The following is a 16,503-nucleotide window of genomic DNA, read 5'->3' on the forward strand; positions in this document are numbered from 1 at the left end:
AAAGAAAAATAATAAGATCACAATTATCCATTGCCAAAAGGAAGAGATTTCATTTACAATACAAAGATGATAATGAGAATCAATTTCATACGAAAACGGGTGACATGCATGAGTTTACAGGCAACAGGTAGAATAGAGGCCAGTAGCGAGGCGGAAAAGCAAAAAATCCGTTCACGTCCATGGGCAGCAACGCTGATATTGATTGGCGGATTGATTGCGCTGGCGCTGGGGATCGCGATATCGGTCTCATTTGGTGCGGCAGACATCAAGCTTTCCGTGGTATGGCAAGCTATCTTCCATTTTAATCCGAACCTGACGGATCATCAGATTATTCAGGATTTACGTCTGCCACGGGTGCTTGGTGGTGCCATGGTTGGTGCGAGCTTTGCAGTGGCAGGAGCTGTTATGCAGGGGATGACCCGAAATCCACTCGCGGATTCAGGGCTGATGGGGATAAATGCTGGAGCGGGCTTTGCGCTTGCGTTATGTTTCGCCTTTTTCCCGGGTCTTTCGTTTATGTATTTGATTATGTATGCCTTTATTGGAGCCGGCTTGGGGGCAGGTGTCGTATATGGTGTGGGATCACTGGGCCAAGGTGGGTTAACGCCTTCACGTCTGGTTCTTTCTGGTGCCGCATTCAGCTTGCTACTGCAGGCACTCAGTGAAGGAATAGCTTTATATTTTCGGATTGGACAAGACCTGGCCTTCTGGTATGCAGGTGGTGTAGCTGGAACGAAGTGGTTGCAGCTGAAGATCATGTTCCCTTGGGTTGGCGCTGCCATTCTGGGGGCAATTATTTTGTCCCGCTCTATTACGATGCTGAGTTTGGGTGAGGATATCGCCAAAGGTCTTGGACAGCGAACGGGTCTTGTTAAATTGGCTGGTGTCATCATCGTGCTGATCTTAGCTGGTTCCTCGGTTGCTGTGGTTGGTACAGTGGGTTTCATCGGACTGATTATTCCGCATTTAACCAGGTACTTGGTTGGTGTGGACTATCGCTGGATTATTCCATGCTCGGCGATTCTGGGCAGTCTGCTAACGGTTTTTGCCGATCTTACCGCACGAATGATCAACCCGCCGCATGAGACGCCGCTTGGCGCGATCATTGCTCTGATTGGTGTGCCTTTCTTCCTCTATCTGGCGCGTAAAGAAAGGAGGGAGCTGTAATAATGGAGAAGTCCGTATTCTCATCTTTTGAGCAAATCAGACATCGGCGTGGACTTTTTGTCATGACTATTTTGTCTATTCTCATTGTGGTTGTCTTTATAATCAGTGTTAACACTGGATACATACGCTTGAGTCCTCTGGACTTGCTCCGGACGATGTTCGGCCAAGGCACAGACAAGCAAAGCTTGATTCTGTTTGATTTTCGGCTGCCACGTATTGTCATCTCCCTGTTGATTGGGGCTGCACTGGCCGTATGTGGTGCAGTTATGCAGGGGATTTCACGTAATGCGCTGGCGGACTCTGGTATTCTCGGTATCAACGCCGGAGCGGGACTCATGGTTATGCTGTTGATTTCCTTTTATCCGACTACCGCAGCGGCTCCGGTCTTTCTGCTACCCGTTGTGGCCTTTGTCGGCGCAAGCTTAACCGCAGCCTTGATTTATATACTTGCCTACAAACGTCATCAGGGCTTGTCGCCTACGCGTTTGTTGCTGACCGGGGTTGCGGTTGCGGCTGGAATGAGTGCTGCGATGATCGTACTTACGCTTCGTCTGAGCCCGGACAAATATCAGTTTGTCGCAACCTGGCTCGCCGGTAGTATCTGGGGAACAAGCTGGAAGTTTGTGCTTTCTCTACTACCATGGGTTGTTATCTTGCTTCCTTACATATTCTACAAGTCGCGGGTTATGAACGTGCTTAATCTGGGGGAACAGACAGCGATCGGTCTTGGCGCACCTGTCAATAGGGAACAGTTCCGCCTTTTGGCTGCTGCGGTCGGCCTTGCTGGCGCAAGTGTGGCTGTGAGTGGCGGGATTGGTTTTGTCGGTCTAGTGGCTCCCCATCTGGCAAGACGGCTGGTTGGTCCGAAGCACCAGTATATGCTGCCAACTTCGGCCTTGCTGGGGGCACTGCTCGTCATTACAGCCGATACGATTGGTCGCTGGATTCTGCAGCCATCGGAAATTCCAACCGGTATTGTAGTTGCCGTTATTGGCGCTCCTTACTTCCTGTATTTGCTGGGACGCAAGAAATCCTAGCGGGGCAAAGGCCTCACTATTGCTGTAATCATTCTGTCCGGAGGAAGCAGACCGGGGGCTTGCAGCTCCCTCTTCTTCGGACCATCGGTAAGGAGTGTAACTGGAAATGCTGCGTCGTTTTTTTGCTTACTATCGGCCTTATAAGGGGCTGTTTATCCTAGATTTCACTTGTGCTATCGCCGCTGCTTTGCTGGAACTTGTATTCCCGCTCGCGGTCAACCGGGTGGTGGATGATCTCCTGCCTAGCGGCAACTGGAGGGTAATTCTATATTCCTGCTTGGGCTTGTTGGGCATCTATGTGGTTAGCTCGTTCATGCATTTTGTAGTCACCTACTGGGGACATAAGCTGGGTATTAATATCGAATCGGATATGCGGAAAAAGCTATTCGATCGGGTACAGAAGCTGTCCTTTAACTTTTTTGACAATACGAAGACTGGGCATCTAGTCTCCCGGATGACCAATGATCTTATGGATATCGGGGAAATTGCCCACCACGGGCCTGAGGATTTCTTCATTGCGATCATGACGCTGATCGGCGTGTTCGCGATTATGTTGAATATTAACTGGCAGCTTGCGGTGCTGACCTTTGTGATTGTGCCGCTGATGATCTACCTGTCCATGTACTTCAGCCGTAAAATGTCGGCAGCCTTTAAGACGATGTTCGCCGATATTGCTGATTACAACGCAAGAGTTGAGAATAATGTGAGCGGGATTCGTGTAGTGCAGGCTTTTGCTAATGAAAAGCATGAAATCTCCCGTTTTGCCGAAAACAATGAACGTTTCCGCCTTACGAAGCTGCTGACATACCGGATTATGGCCTGGAACTCTTCGTTCAGCTTTATCCTTATGAAGTTTGTTTCACTGTTTGTACTCCTGTGTGGCACCTGGTTTGTCATTCAGAACAAGATGACGTACGGCGAATTTATCGCCTTTGTGATGTTGTCTAATGTATTCTTTGGTCCACTACAACAGATCAACTCTGTGATTGAGACTTATCCTAAGGGCATCGCCGGATTCAAGCGCTATTTGGAGCTATTGGAGACGGAGCCGGACATCGATGATGCCAAGGATGCCAAGACTGTCCAGAAGCTTACCGGAAATATTGAGTTCAGGGGAGTTACTTTTGGATATGACAATAAGGATAAAATCCTCCAGAACGTCGATCTGTCGATCAATGCAGGGGACACGGTAGCGCTTGTAGGTCCATCAGGGGCCGGCAAGACAACGCTGTGCAGCTTGCTGCCTCGTTTCTATGATGTGAATGAAGGCAGTATTGCCATTGATGGTATGGATATCCGCTCGATGAAGCTGGAATCGCTCCGCTCCCATATCGGAATCGTACAGCAAGATGTCTTTCTGTTCGACGGAACCATCCGTGAGAATATTGCTTACGGCAAGCTAGGTTCATCAGATGATGAGATATGGGAAGCAGCCCGGCGGGCTCAATTGGTGGAACTGATCCAATCACAGCCTGCCGGTCTGGACACGATGATCGGTGAGCGCGGCGTGAAGCTTTCCGGAGGACAGAAGCAGCGTCTCTCCATCGCCCGGATGTTCCTGAAGAACCCGAGTATTTTGATTCTGGACGAAGCCACGTCTGCGCTGGATACGGAGACAGAACAGGCGATTCAAGAGGCTCTTGCTGAATTGTCGCAGGGCCGGACGACTCTCGTGATTGCCCATCGCCTGGCAACGATCAAACATGCAGACCGCATACTTGTTGTAGCGGAAGGCGGTATTGCCGAGCAGGGCAAGCATGAGGAATTGTTGAGAAATCCGGGGATTTACAGCCGTCTACACGAGGCGCAGTTCGGGGCGTAAAGTCATGGCGGTGCTGGAAGTCCAAACATTCATCGTATTAACGATGTAACCCTAAGTGAATATCTTAAGTTTGTCTTATATAAATACATTTGCGGAGGTTAGCATGAGCGACCAACTGGAATTATATGATGTGACGATTATTGGCGGTGGACCCGCTGGGATGTATACAGCGTTTTACAGCGGTATGAGAGATCTGAAGACCAAGTTGATCGAAGCCAAGGAAGAACTCGGCGGAAGAATGTTGATTTATCCTGAGAAAATGATCTGGGATGTCGGAGGTGTCACCCCGACCCTGTGTCATCAGTTGGTTAAACAGCTGAAGGAGCAGGCCATGACCTTTGAACCGACCATTGTTCTGGGACAACAGATTACGGGTCAGGAGCTGCAAGAGGACGGAACTTATATCCTGACTTCAGCCAGCGGTGAGAAGCATTGGACACGGACAGTCATCCTGGCAATCGGGTATGGAATCCTGCAAATGGCGAAGCTGGAGATCGAAGGTGCGAACCGTTATGAGGTGACGAATCTTCATTACACGGTTCAAGAGCTGGAGCCATTTCGCGGCAAGCATGTGCTGATTTCTGGTGGCGGGGATTCTGCTGTAGATTGGGCCAACGAACTGGAGCCGATTGCAGCGAGTGTGACAGTGGTGCACCGCCGCGAACGGTTCGGGGGCCATGAGAAAAATATTGCACGTATGAAATCTTCTTCTGTAGAGGTTCGTGTTCCTTATGCTTTGACACAGCTGCACAGCAGTAATGGCGAGACGATTGATCAAGTGACGATCAGCCATGTGGAGACCGGCGAGACCGAGGTGTTTGCGGTGGATGCTGTTATTGTCAATCATGGTCTAAAACATGACTTCGGCCCGCTGCGTGAATGGGGTCTGGATATGGGCGAGTGGTGTGCTAACGTCTCCGACAAGCTGGAGACGAACCTTCCTGGTGTCTTTGCTGCAGGGGATTTCGTGGACTATGCCAGCAAGGTTCGCCTGATCGCTGGTACCTTCACCGATGCTGTGCTGGCGCTGAACAGTGCCAAGCTGTACATCGATCCGACTGCGGATAAGGTGGCTTATGTCTCCTCCCATAACGACCGGTTCAAGGAAAAGAACAAAGCACTTGGGGTCGTAGACGATCATTAGAAGCGTTTAGATTATCTAAATCGTATAGATCGGCGTATAAGTATAGTATTTTCAAATAAAAGCGTACAGGGAAGTATCCAAGCGGATGATTTCCTTGTATGCTTATTTTTTAACATATAAATTAGATGGAGCTATTGGTTGTCATCGATCTGACTTAAACGTTTTTTGACCGATTCTTGGAGGGGTGTAGGATGGAACCGAATATTAGTAATTTAATTGCTGTAACAAAAGAACTTGAAAAATATTGTATTCCTTATGCTTTGGGTGGCAGCGGTTTATTACATAGCTTGGGATTAACAAATTCGGTTCTTGACTGGGATATTATGACTGAAGCCCCTATAGAGAAGGTATTGAAGGCTTTGTAAAACCTTTATGTACAAGAAATAACAAGTGGAGATTATCCGTTTGGAAGCGAATATAAACTTTTAGTTCATTCAGAGAATCCCCAAGTTGAGATATTAGGGAATTTCTCAATTTATACCGAAAAAGGTCTCTGCAAGATGCCGACTATTCCTGTTCGCCTCTGGAAGGGTATTCAAGTTAGCAGTCCTGAAGTATGGTATGTTGCTTATGCGCTGATGCACCGAAAAGAGAAGGCGGACGCCTTACTTTCATTTTTGCGGAAGAAGGGAGCGGATAAACAGATTCTTCAGATATTAAAAAATGATCGGCTGCCTGATGAGATTATTGAGGAAATGTTATCACTTGAATAAGCTAATCCGCTACACGAACGGATGATGATAGTTGGAAATTAGCTGCTACATAATCTTCATGCTGAATTTAATTAAAGTACTAACCTCTATATAGCGCTAGCCTTTACTGCTGGCGTTTGGTAAGACAGGCTCAGTTCACGATAGAAGGTGAAGCGGAGCTGACTGTTTCTTATCAAATTTCAAAAGCCAAGCAGCGACCCGGTAGTAACCAGAAATCGTTGCTTGGCTTTCGTTCTACTATTTGCCTTTTGTAAGCCAGTCCGCCAGTTCCTCCGTCTGGGAGAGAACGGCCATAGGATCGTAGTACCAGGACCGTTCCTCTTTCCAGACGTAGAGACGATCATTCTTCACGGCAGGCAAGCTACCCCAGAGGGGATCACTTTTGAAACTCTCGACTGTGCGAGTATTGGAGGTTAGGATGATGTAATCCCCAGCGTATTTGCTGATGACCTCTTCGGATAATTCAGCCCACTGCTTATCCATAATTTCGTCAGCGACTTCTGCCGGAGGTTTGCGGCCCAGCGCCTGATAGATGGGTTGGCCGCCTCGCCCAAAATTGTCGCCATAGACATATGTGGTTTTATCGGCATTTTCCATAATGCTGAAGGTAGCCTCTGCAGGAATGGCCTTGTCCACCTTGGCTTTGGCGGCGGCAATCCGCTCGTCGTATTCTGCAAGCCAGTCTGCCGCTTCCTTTTCTTTGCCCAGCAGCTGGCCAAAATAGGTAAGTTCTTCGTGAGCGTTCTTTAGTTCCCCGTAAGGTACGACTATTGTAGGTGCTATTTTACTTAACGTTGGATAGCTGTCGTTATTGCCCGTTATGATTAGATCCGGGTCTAGCGCGAAGATCTTCTCTGCGTTCATTTTCCCGTAGGTACCTGTGTCCGTAACATCTTTTAGTGCTTCTTGAAAATACATATTCTGCAGAGTCAGGCCGGGAGCGCCGACAGGGATGGTGCCTAAGGGAATCAGGCTGCCAATATATTCCTCTGCGACAATCCGCTTAGGCAGGACAGGGATTTCAATGTCACCATTCATAGTTTTTACGGTTTTGGTGGCCGGGGCTTCCGGCGTGCTGCTCTCGGCGGTAGTTGGTGCCTCTGAAGTGCCTGGCGTATTGGCAGTATTGCCACCAGTGCCTTCGGCTGTCGGAACGGTATTGCCGCAAGCCGATAAAATAAGAGTTAGTGCTAACAGCAGAGACATAGGAACCCATATCCCTCGGCTTCTGCGGCTCTTGTGTAGGTCGAGCAAGATGTATATCCTCCTTATGAATAACGATTATCATTCTCAATATAACTGTACAGACTTCACCGGCTAATTGCCATGACCTGAAATGATCTCCGCCTATGTATATTTATGATGTTAATGCCCGGAGCAGGACATGAAGCTGTGCCTGTGAGGAGAGGGGATCGAATCCGTAGAACATATCCGGCTGGTCCAGAATATGGACCCGGCTTTTGCGGACAGCTTCGAGTTGCCGCCACTGCTCGGAATGAAAGAGACGGTCAATCCGCTGGAGTCCTTGGGGATCATCTGGCAGGCCGGTAATAATGATATGGTCAGCAGGATAGTCTGGAATGTCTTCAATAGCTGCCTTGATAAATCCTCTGTTAGAGATATCTTGATCTATAATTGCTTGTGGTAACTTAAAGCCCAAATCGTTGTATAGTACCTGACAGCCTCGTCCGTAACTACTGCTGAAGCAGTAAGCGCAGCCGTGGCCGATCTCCCAGACAATCGCCGTGCCTCTTGCTTCCATATTCCCGTCAAGCTGCAAGTTGGCCTCGTGGCAAAGCTCATCATAGCGTTGGAGCCATTCTTCAGCTAGTAACCTTCGTCCAGCAACCTCGGCGATGAGGGTGAATTGCTCGCGCCAGCTCATATGCATAAAGGGCAGCTCAATGACCGGAGCAAGGTTAAGTAGCTGTTTGTTCTCCCCGTATAATGCGTAGCTGATAATTACATCTGGGCGGGCGGAGGCTACAGAATTGTAGACCGCAGAAGCACACCGTGCTTCCAAGGGCAGCTTCCGGGCTGTAGGTACAGTGTCCAGACTTTCCAACCAAGCGGAGTAGGGTCCCAATTGCGGTGTGATCTCCAGTGCCCTCAGACTAGCGGTATGGTTATAATTCAGTGTGACTATTCGCTTACTTTTGCTGTGGTAGGCAGTGGGAGAGAGCCCCACGATTTGTTTGAACTTTCGACTGAGATATGTACCCTCGCCATAACCGACCTCAAGTGCCAGATGACTCAGATTTGGTGTTCCGGTCAGGAGCTGCTCCTGAACTCTACGTATCCGAAGAAGCGAAAGATAAGCGCTAAAAGTCTGCCCAGTTGTCTTACGGAAGGAGCGGGAGAAGTGCTCCGGGCTGACCCCTGCCAATCCGGCCATTTGTGACCTCGTCAAATCTTCTGAATAATGGTCATCTATGTATTGCAGGACAAGGGGGAGCCAACGGCTGGGATTCTCCACAACATTGGTCACTACGGGAGTGCTGTTTACCTTCATGATTATATCGGTGAACAGGGCTTGTACTGCAAAAGGCTTGTCCACTCGGGGCTTGGTCCAAGCGCTATGCAGCTCTCCGCCCAGTCCCGTTATTTGAGAAGGGCATTTCCGTAGTTGAGGGATAAGATCATTGTTCAGTGGGGATTTCATTATCCCGTCCGGCATGACGCCTGTGTACTCAATCCATACCCCGTGCAGGCCGGACTGGGGAGGGAATTTGAAGCTCGTAGATCCAGGGAAGGTGAGGACACAGCCGGGGGCAAGGTGCAGACGTTCATTATTGATCTCAATATAGCCGTCCCCTCCCTGCACCATAATCAGAATGGAACAGAAGGAATGTGTTATTGTATTTTCGTCAGCACTAAGATGACTAAGGACAGTCACCCGGATGGGCATATAAAAGCAATGGCCGTGCTGATTGGGACTGTTAGAATAGCGGGTAGTCATGATGAAAGCTCACTTTCTTCTGTTGATAATAGTTCTCAATTATATTATAACGAAAGAAAACAGAGAATAATACCCCTCCACCTTGACGCGGAGTGTCCGGTTAAGTAGAGTGTAGAATAATCTATTCCCTCGAGCGGGGAAACAGTACATATGAAGGGAGAAGGAACGCTGAAGTGACGACTTGGAATCTGCAAGGAACCCAGTGCCATCTGCTGATCTGTAACGGAAGCAGCTGCAAGAAGCATAGAGGGAAAGAGGTAGCGGAAGCTATTGAGAAAGAGATTGATAAGCAGGCTGCGGGCAGCCTTATACATACAACGGTAACTGGTTGCAACGGAAGATGCTCGGATGCCTGTGTGGTCATCGCCTATCCTGAAGGTGTGTGGTACAGGGGGATCACCCCGAAATTAGGCAAAGTGTTGGTCCGCAAAACACTGAAGGGAAAACGGCTTATAGAAAACATGGTCTACAAGTTCGACAAGGAGTTTAGGGCCAGCTCCGAACGGGGGATGCGCGGTAAAAAGAAGAAGTAGCCTATAGGACAACAATTATGAATAAGCTACCGCCGAAATTTGGGTAAAGAACAAAAAGTGAGAAGGAGAGAAGGCTCACCTGAAAGTTTTACGGAGGAAAACTCGCATCGGAAGCCTAAGCTATAGCCAGTTTTCAACGTCTACTATGATGTGAAATTAAAATTCGAACAAAAGACTAGGCGTGATTCTGGTGAAGTTAGAACTTTAGGACACAAGTCTCCCCTCACCGTTAGTGATTTTTTAACAGTTGAAAAGGGAGGACTCTCCTAATTAACAGCATTTTTGCACCTTATATTTCTTGAATATAGGTAAAAAGGGGAATTAAGAGCAATATTGTATCTTATTTTCGAAAAAACATCTAAAATTGCCTATTGTAGGATATTTAAGGTACAATATTGCCTCTAATCCCCACTAACTCTTCGTTACAGAATATTTAAGATACAAAAATGCCCTTAATTACACGTCGAGCCTCATTATCGTAACCTCTCTTTTTTCTAGTTTTGTTTGTTGTTTTAATTTGTTCTACAGAGAGTCCAAACATCACCATAATTACGCTTGAACTTTAAGCTCTATTTGATGTATGAATCTTAAGTTCGGTTCTTAAGTTTGGTTCTTAAGTTCGTCTGATATAGCTGGCAGGATATATAGGAGTCAATATTGAATGCTTATATAAGTGCGCCCTTCCTAAATTAAGGAATTTACACACCGGGATGCACAATCAATCTCTAAAACTACAGAATGGCGGTGCTAGTGATGACGACAGAGACAAAGCTGGACTGGGTAGAGGAAGCATGGAGTAAAGCGCTGGAGAAGACCCAGCATAACAGCCTGCGGATTGGTGCGGAATTTCCGCATGCCAGCCAGGGCGGAAAATACATATTGGAAGAGCCTGGTTGGTGGACGGCTGGATTTTGGCCGGGTCAACTATGGCTGCTGTATAATGTTAGCAGGGATGAATCGCTACGGGCTATTGCCGAACAGTGCGAGCAGCGGCTGGATGAGGTCCTGAACGAATATGTGCGACTGGACCATGATCTTGGCTTCATGTGGACGCTGACAAGCGTAGCTTCCTACAAACTGCTGGCCAACGAAACCTCTAAGGTTCGGGCGTTTAAAGCGGCGAATTTCCTCGCTGCCCGTTTCAATCTGAAGGGCGGCTTCATCCGAGCCTGGAATCCTTGGTTAAACGGAGAAGACAATAGCGGGATTGCGATTATCGACTGTGCCATGAATATGCCGCTGCTCTTCTGGGCATCGGAGACCAGTGATGATCCACGCTATCGTCATATTGCTGAGGCGCATATGGACACGGTTGTGAAGCATTTTGTCCGTCCCGATGGTTCGGTGTATCATATCGTTCGCTTTGACTCGGAGACTGGCGAGTTCGTTGAAGGCATCGGCGGACAAGGCTATGATGCCGGTTCGGCCTGGTCGCGAGGGACAGCCTGGGCGATCTACGGTCTGACCTTGGCGTATCATCATACGGGTAAGATTGAGTATTTGCACACCGCACAAAAGGTGGCGCATTTCTTCTTGGCCCGCCTCCCGGAGGATTATGTTCCGCACTGGGATTTCCGCGCGCCAGAGGAGGCGCGAAGCTTCCGGGATTCCTCGGCTGGTGCTTGTGCCGCTAGCGGCCTGCTGCTTCTGGCTGAGAAGATTGGTGGCACAGAGGCTGCTGTGTACCGTGAGCCGGCGATCAAGATTTTGGAATCGCTTTACCGCAATTACGGGACATGGGGCAATGATGAAGAAGAAGGTCTTATCCTGCATGGAACCAGTCATTATCCGGCTGGTCAAAATATCGATGTGCCGCTGATTTATGGTGATTTCTTCTATGTTGAAGGACTCGCGAGGCTGAAAAATAAAGGACCGTTCTACTGGGAATAGGTGTTGTCACTCGTGACCAACCTAATTTTAGCAAGAAGATTTGGCACCGGAAATAGAGCCTTTTGCTAAATTTCGAGAAGGACTTATAATTACCCTTTACCCAAAACAGGTAGCTCCTGTGTTATTCCGCCGTGTACCTGAATGAAGGGACGCGGCGGTTTATTTTTATAGGGAAGAGAATTATGATGGAAAGAAAAGTATATTCGGAGGGGAATAAGATGTTTGAACATTTTTCAACTGGTGATAGTGTTCTGCTTGGGGAAGCGTTTGTAAAAGATGAGGTGAAATTCAACCTGATTCATATGATCACAGGATTTGAAAGAAATCTGAAATTGAAGACACCAGAGAATACTTTAGTGCTCGCCCACTCCCGCGGCTTTCATCCCTGGCTGTGGATTTCGTCTGAGGTCAGTCACAGTGAGAAGGAAACATTGATACAGGGATTAGCGGAGCATTTGAAGGAAGAGGGACTTCCAGGTATCATTGCGGAGCCGGACATAGCGAGACGGTTTGCGGAGGTCTTTTGCCAAGGGAAGGAGACGTCTTTTCACAATCATTTGCTGCTGGAAGTCTATCATTGCCCTGCTGTACATAAACCCATTAATGTCGATGGACATGTAGTACAGGCAACGATCGAAGATGCTCCGCTGATCGCCAAGTTTCTGGCTGGCTTCTCGGAGGATGCTTTTGGTAAACCGGTGGATCCTAAAGATATGCTGCCCACGGCCGAGGGAGATGCTGCCTCCGGTCAGATGTACCTGTGGGTGGTGGACGGTATTCCGGTATCTATGGCTAAAATCGCTCACCGCTCGCCTCGGCATGCCCGGATCAATGATGTCTATACCCCACGCGATCAACGCAAAAAGGGATATGCCAGTGCCATTGTTGCCGCAATATGCGAGCGAGTGCTGGAAGAGAAGCTGATTCCGATGCTGTATGCTGACCGTCACAATCCTGATGCCAACAAAGTGTACCAGAGCATTGGTTTTGTACATGCAGGCAGGATAGACGATCTCAAGTTCGGCTGATAAGGAAGACTGTGCTTAAAGCGTATTCTCAAACGGCGTATTCAGTATCCTGGCAGAACTCGTCCAGATCGAAATAAAGACTGTCCGGAGAAGCACGATTTGGAGTTTATTCTATGGATCTGCAACTTTCCGAAACGTAGCCGGGGCAAGATCATCAGTATTCTGAACAAGACCAATGAAGAGAAAAAGTGGTCGTTCTCGATAGTCGGAGGGAAGTAAGCGGCTTTCCGGAGGGCATTTCTGCCGAAATTTGACTTGTTGCCCTTACGTTGACTATGCTATTTGATAAGTGTCATTCATTCAAATGGAATTCAGTCAGAATGTTCATCGTAAGGGGGAAGGTGTTATGGAGAGGCTGCAGGTGTGGCCGGAGAGGTTCAAAAGGTTTTTTTTGAATAATAAATTTGTTGTGTTTTTGCTGGTGCTGCTGTTGATCGGGGTCAATATTCTGATCTTTGCGAAGGTACCGTTTATTTTCAAGCCGCTTAAGGTCTTGTTCCATACGGTGGCACTGCCGCTGCTACTGTCGGGTGTTGCTTATTATCTGCTTAATCCGCTGGTTGACCTATTGGAAAAGCGAAGTAATATCAAACGCACCTACGGGATTGTCATTTTATATCTGTTGATCGTGGGGATCATTACGCTCATCCTGTTAACGGTCATCCCGATCCTCCGCAGCCAGCTGCTAGGATTAATTGATAATTTCCCAAGGTACAGTCAACAAATTCAGGATGAATTCATGAACCTGACCGGCAGTGAGTTTTTCGGGCAGATTCAGCAAAGTATTGGAACCGATTTTACTGATATTACGAGAAAAGTCACGAGCTGGGCAACTTCTTTTCTGAACAATGCTTTAACCGGTGTAGGCAGTTTTGTGGGAGCGCTCACGGAGGTTGTGCTATCGGTTGTAACCACACCGTTTATTTTGTTCTATCTGCTGCGTGACGGCAAGAAGCTTCCAGATTATATCCTGAAGTTCATACCGTCCCGACTGCGTCCGCAGACTAAAGAAGTGATGTCCGAGATGAACGGCAAGGTGGCCTCTTACATACGCGGGCAGATTATTGTTAGCTGTTGCATAGGGGTGCTGCTGTACATTGGTTATCTTATCATTGGTTTGGATTACTCACTCGTGCTTGCTATTGTGGCTGCGTGTACAGCGGTGGTTCCTTATCTTGGACCAGCCATCGCCATTACGCCGGCCTTGATTGTAGCTGTGGTGACTTCACCGTTCATGCTGCTGAAAATGGTTTTCGTCTGGACAGCGGTCCAGCTGATTGAAGGTAAATTCATCTCGCCGCAAATTATGGGCAAGTCGCTCAAAATTCACCCGATCACGATTATATTTGTGATCTTGTTCGCAGGGAAAATGTTCGGGATCGTTGGTATTATTCTTGCGGTTCCCGGTTATGCAGTGCTTAAGGTGGTATTCACCCATTTGTTCGAATGGTTCCAGATAGAGTCGGGCTTATATAGAAACTTAGAAGAGAAAACAGAAGAGTAGACGAAAGAGGGATGAGTGCAATGGAGGGGCCAGTAGCAGTAACCAACTATGGCAGAATACGGGGACAGCACTTCGGTGATGTGAATGTCTGGCGGGGAGTTCCATATGGAGCTCCTCCTGTTGGCAAGCTTAGGTTCCGGGCACCGGAGCCGCCGGAAGCCTGGAATGGCGTTCGAGAGGCGACGAGTTTCGGTCCGGTTAGCCATCAGCCACCAGATACGCGGGGCACCCGGTTTGGAGGAGAGACTCCGCAGCATTCAGAGGATTGCTTATACCTGAATATTTGGGCACCCGCTGCCGGTGGAGAAGGGCTGCCGGTAATGTTTTGGATTCATGGCGGAACCTTTATTACAGGAGCGGGCAGCCAGCCATTGTTCGACGGCAGCAGTCTGGCCGCTCGGGGCGGGGTTGTTGTCGTAACGATCAACTACCGGCTCGGGCCTTTCGGCTTCTTGCATTTGTCGCCGCTTGGCGATGGGCTGGCCTCCAACCAGGGCCTGCTCGATCAGATTGCCGCGCTGGAATGGGTGCGCGGCAACATCGCCGCCTTCGGCGGCGACCCGAACCGGGTAACCGTGTTCGGGGAATCGGCGGGCAGCATGAGCATCGCTGCCCTGCTGGCCATGCCTGCCGCGAAGGGACTCTTCGCGGGGGCGATCATGCAGAGCGGGGCGGAGCAGACTCTGCCGCCCCGGCAGGGCAGCGAGATTGCAGCAGCCCTGCTCGCGGAGCTCGGGATCGCGCCTGGCGGCGATCACGGCGTGCTGCAATCCATCCCGGCGGAGGAGATTATAGCCGCCGCCGGACGAATGAGCTTAAAGCTGCCTGGTGGCTCGCTAAGCATGCCATTCCAGCCGGTCATTGACGGAGTAACACTGCCGGAAGACCCGGCGGTTGCGATCGCAAAGGGAGCGGCGGAAGGGGTTCCGCTGCTGATCGGAACCAATCAGGATGAAGGGAATCTTTTCTTCCGCGAGAACATGCCAGTGCCAGACTTCGCCGATTCATTAAAGGCATTGGAGATGCTGACGGGCCTCAGTGGCCTGGGAGAACATGTCGGTGGCTATAGTCACTCCTGGGAGGGGCAGGCGGAGATATTGACCGATTTCTACTTCTGGAGCAGTTCTATTTCTTTCGCGGAACGTCAAGAGGTTCATGCCCCGGTCTGGATGTACCGATTCGATCTGAAGGTTCCCGGCCATCCGTTATTTGGCAAAGCCGTACACAGCGCAGAGATTCCGTATGTGTTCCACAATCTGAATCATTTGCAGCGGTTGGGAGCGGAGATAAGCCCAGAAATAATTGCCTTGGCGGATGCCATGCAGGAAGCTTGGTTGGCTTTTGCTCATCGGGGAGATCCAAGCACATCCAAGCTCCTATGGCCGCAGTATCACCCGGGTGACCGTGCTACGCTTCTTTTTGCCGAAACTCCGCATGTGGTACAAGATCCGGAGTCACTAAAACGCAAACAACTGGAAGCTGCAAGGGGTGCACACTGATGACCTTGCAACCGCAAGGCAGACGAGATGATCTGCTGCGCCTATTCAGTCATGCTTACTGGGCAAATGAAGAGATTTTCAAGGTCTTGCAAGGTTCAGACGTCGTATCCGAGAAGCTCATGTCATTATTCAGCCATTTGCTGACGGCGGAGAAAGTGTGGCTTGAGCGCTTAAATCAGCGAGATAGTACAGTTCCGAGTATATGGCCTACGTACCCGCCTGAGGACTGCGGGCAGCTTCTTCGAGCGAATGCCGCAGGATATCATATATTTATCATAGAACTCAAGGATGAGGATCTGGACAGCCTGCTTACTTACCGTACCAGTAAGGGAATCGTGTTTAACACTGCCGTTGTCGACATTTTACACCATGTGTCCTTACACGGGAGTTATCATCGGGGGCAAATCTCAACCTATCTGCGACTGGATGGACTTGAACCGGTGAATACGGACTTTATCATGTTCGCAAGGCGGGATCCCGAATGAAGGTCACAGGCTTTAATCATTTGACGCTCAAGGTGAAGGATTTGGTGCACTCGCTTAACTTTTATACATCCATTCTGGGTTTGGCACTGATTCATCGAGGCAAGAACGACGCTTATCTGGAATGGGGGAGTGCCTGGATCTGCCTGATCGAAGTGCGTGCTGCTGCTGCTGAGAAGGTAGAGGCAGATGAGGGCGCTACTGAAGGCAATGAACAGACGGTTAGTTCAAATATTTTTCGGGAAGAAAATGGTGTAGATCATGTATCCTTTTCCATTACAGAGGAAGATTTTGCAGAAGCGGTACAGATCCTAAAGAGTCATAAGGTGCCTATCGTCAGAGGTCCTGTTCAGCGTGGCAGGGGCTGGTCGGTGAATTTTCTTGACCCGGATGGGATTCAACTTGAGTTACATACCTCTAATTTACAGGAGCGTATGACTGTCTGGAAGTAGCCTCCAATTAGAATGTCAGGCAGGTAATCTGCCCATTTTGTGAAAATCCATAATTTAACCCTTGATTAATAGACCTATCTCGAAATAAGTACTTGCTTCTTGTTGCATCTGGTAACGGACTCCGGAGACGCTATTGCCTAACCACCGATCGTTCCAGAAAATAACGGACTCCAGAGCTAATCCTGTATCACTGCAATAGAAAAAAATTACAGTAAAAAGGAATACGACTCAAACACTGTTCGAAAAGCCTGAAGACCTTTCCAGATAACCTTG

15 protein-coding genes are annotated in these 16,503 nt (G+C 48.9%); 13 read left to right on the forward strand and 2 right to left on the reverse strand.

All coding sequences use genetic code 11. The features are described from left to right. Positions 1–108 precede the first annotated feature (108 nt). From AC3Y23_RS03625 to AC3Y23_RS03650, 6 genes are all read left to right on the forward strand, one after another. Entirely contained in the window at positions 109–1,167 is a 1,059-nt protein-coding gene (locus AC3Y23_RS03625; RefSeq protein ID WP_379195674.1) for a FecCD family ABC transporter permease, read from the forward strand. 2 nt (positions 1,168–1,169) lie between these two features. Next, the gene (locus tag AC3Y23_RS03630; protein ID WP_379195676.1) at positions 1,170–2,204 is read left to right on the forward strand and encodes a FecCD family ABC transporter permease; all 1,035 of its coding nucleotides are present in this window, start codon (positions 1,170–1,172) and stop codon (positions 2,202–2,204) included. Between the two features lie 106 nt (positions 2,205–2,310). Next, positions 2,311–4,026, forward strand: a complete 1,716-nt coding sequence (locus tag AC3Y23_RS03635; protein ID WP_379195678.1) for an ABC transporter ATP-binding protein — start codon at positions 2,311–2,313, stop codon at positions 4,024–4,026. A gap of 103 nt (positions 4,027–4,129) precedes the next feature. After that, positions 4,130–5,170, forward strand: a complete 1,041-nt coding sequence (locus AC3Y23_RS03640) for an NAD(P)/FAD-dependent oxidoreductase (RefSeq protein WP_379195680.1) — start codon at positions 4,130–4,132, stop codon at positions 5,168–5,170. Between the two features lie 191 nt (positions 5,171–5,361). Then, the gene (locus AC3Y23_RS03645) at positions 5,362–5,535 is read left to right on the forward strand and encodes a hypothetical protein (RefSeq protein WP_379195682.1); all 174 of its coding nucleotides are present in this window, start codon (positions 5,362–5,364) and stop codon (positions 5,533–5,535) included. Between the two features lie 135 nt (positions 5,536–5,670). Beyond that, positions 5,671–5,883 (forward strand): hypothetical protein, encoded by a 213-nt coding sequence (locus tag AC3Y23_RS03650; protein ID WP_379195684.1) that lies wholly within the window; start codon positions 5,671–5,673, stop codon positions 5,881–5,883. Positions 5,884–6,120: 237 nt separating this feature from the next. On the opposite strand, the gene AC3Y23_RS03655 is transcribed toward AC3Y23_RS03650, so the two are convergent. Together AC3Y23_RS03655 and AC3Y23_RS03660 are read right to left on the reverse strand one after the other, a co-directional pair. After that, a complete protein-coding gene (locus AC3Y23_RS03655) occupies positions 6,121–7,137 on the reverse strand; it encodes an ABC transporter substrate-binding protein (protein WP_379195686.1) in 1,017 nt (338 codons plus the stop codon). Between the two features lie 103 nt (positions 7,138–7,240). Then, positions 7,241–8,842, reverse strand: coding sequence for a helix-turn-helix domain-containing protein (locus AC3Y23_RS03660; RefSeq protein ID WP_379195688.1), 1,602 nt, complete (start codon positions 8,840–8,842; stop codon positions 7,241–7,243). 173 nt (positions 8,843–9,015) lie between these two features. Between AC3Y23_RS03660 and AC3Y23_RS03665 the strand changes: the two genes are divergently transcribed. The 7 genes from AC3Y23_RS03665 to AC3Y23_RS03695 all read left to right on the forward strand — a co-directional run bounded on the left by AC3Y23_RS03665 (position 9,016) and on the right by AC3Y23_RS03695 (position 16,230). Then, complete coding sequence (locus AC3Y23_RS03665) at positions 9,016–9,375, forward strand: (2Fe-2S) ferredoxin domain-containing protein (RefSeq protein ID WP_379195690.1); 360 nt, start codon at positions 9,016–9,018, stop codon at positions 9,373–9,375. A 753-nt stretch (positions 9,376–10,128) separates the two neighbouring features. Further along, positions 10,129–11,265 carry a glycoside hydrolase family 88 protein gene (locus tag AC3Y23_RS03670; RefSeq protein WP_379195692.1) on the forward strand — a complete coding sequence of 379 codons (1,137 nt, stop codon included), beginning with the start codon at positions 10,129–10,131 and terminating at the stop codon, positions 11,263–11,265. A gap of 218 nt (positions 11,266–11,483) precedes the next feature. Then, positions 11,484–12,293: a GNAT family N-acetyltransferase gene (locus AC3Y23_RS03675; RefSeq protein ID WP_379195694.1), complete on the forward strand. Its 810-nt coding sequence runs from the start codon at positions 11,484–11,486 to the stop codon at positions 12,291–12,293. Between the two features lie 346 nt (positions 12,294–12,639). Then, a complete protein-coding gene (locus AC3Y23_RS03680) occupies positions 12,640–13,797 on the forward strand; it encodes an AI-2E family transporter (protein WP_379195696.1) in 1,158 nt (385 codons plus the stop codon). Positions 13,798–13,817: 20 nt separating this feature from the next. Continuing rightward, on the forward strand, positions 13,818–15,296 hold the full coding sequence (locus tag AC3Y23_RS03685; protein ID WP_379195778.1) for a carboxylesterase/lipase family protein: 1,479 nt from the start codon (positions 13,818–13,820) through the stop codon (positions 15,294–15,296). After that, positions 15,296–15,781: a DinB family protein gene (locus AC3Y23_RS03690; RefSeq protein WP_379195698.1), complete on the forward strand. Its 486-nt coding sequence runs from the start codon at positions 15,296–15,298 to the stop codon at positions 15,779–15,781. The genes AC3Y23_RS03685 and AC3Y23_RS03690 overlap by 1 nt, the downstream gene beginning before the upstream one ends. After that, on the forward strand, positions 15,778–16,230 hold the full coding sequence (locus AC3Y23_RS03695; RefSeq protein WP_379195700.1) for a VOC family protein: 453 nt from the start codon (positions 15,778–15,780) through the stop codon (positions 16,228–16,230). Before AC3Y23_RS03690 ends, AC3Y23_RS03695 begins: the two co-directional genes overlap by 4 nt. Positions 16,231–16,503 lie beyond the last annotated feature (273 nt).

This window comes from Paenibacillus sp. MAHUQ-45, assembly GCF_058133325.1.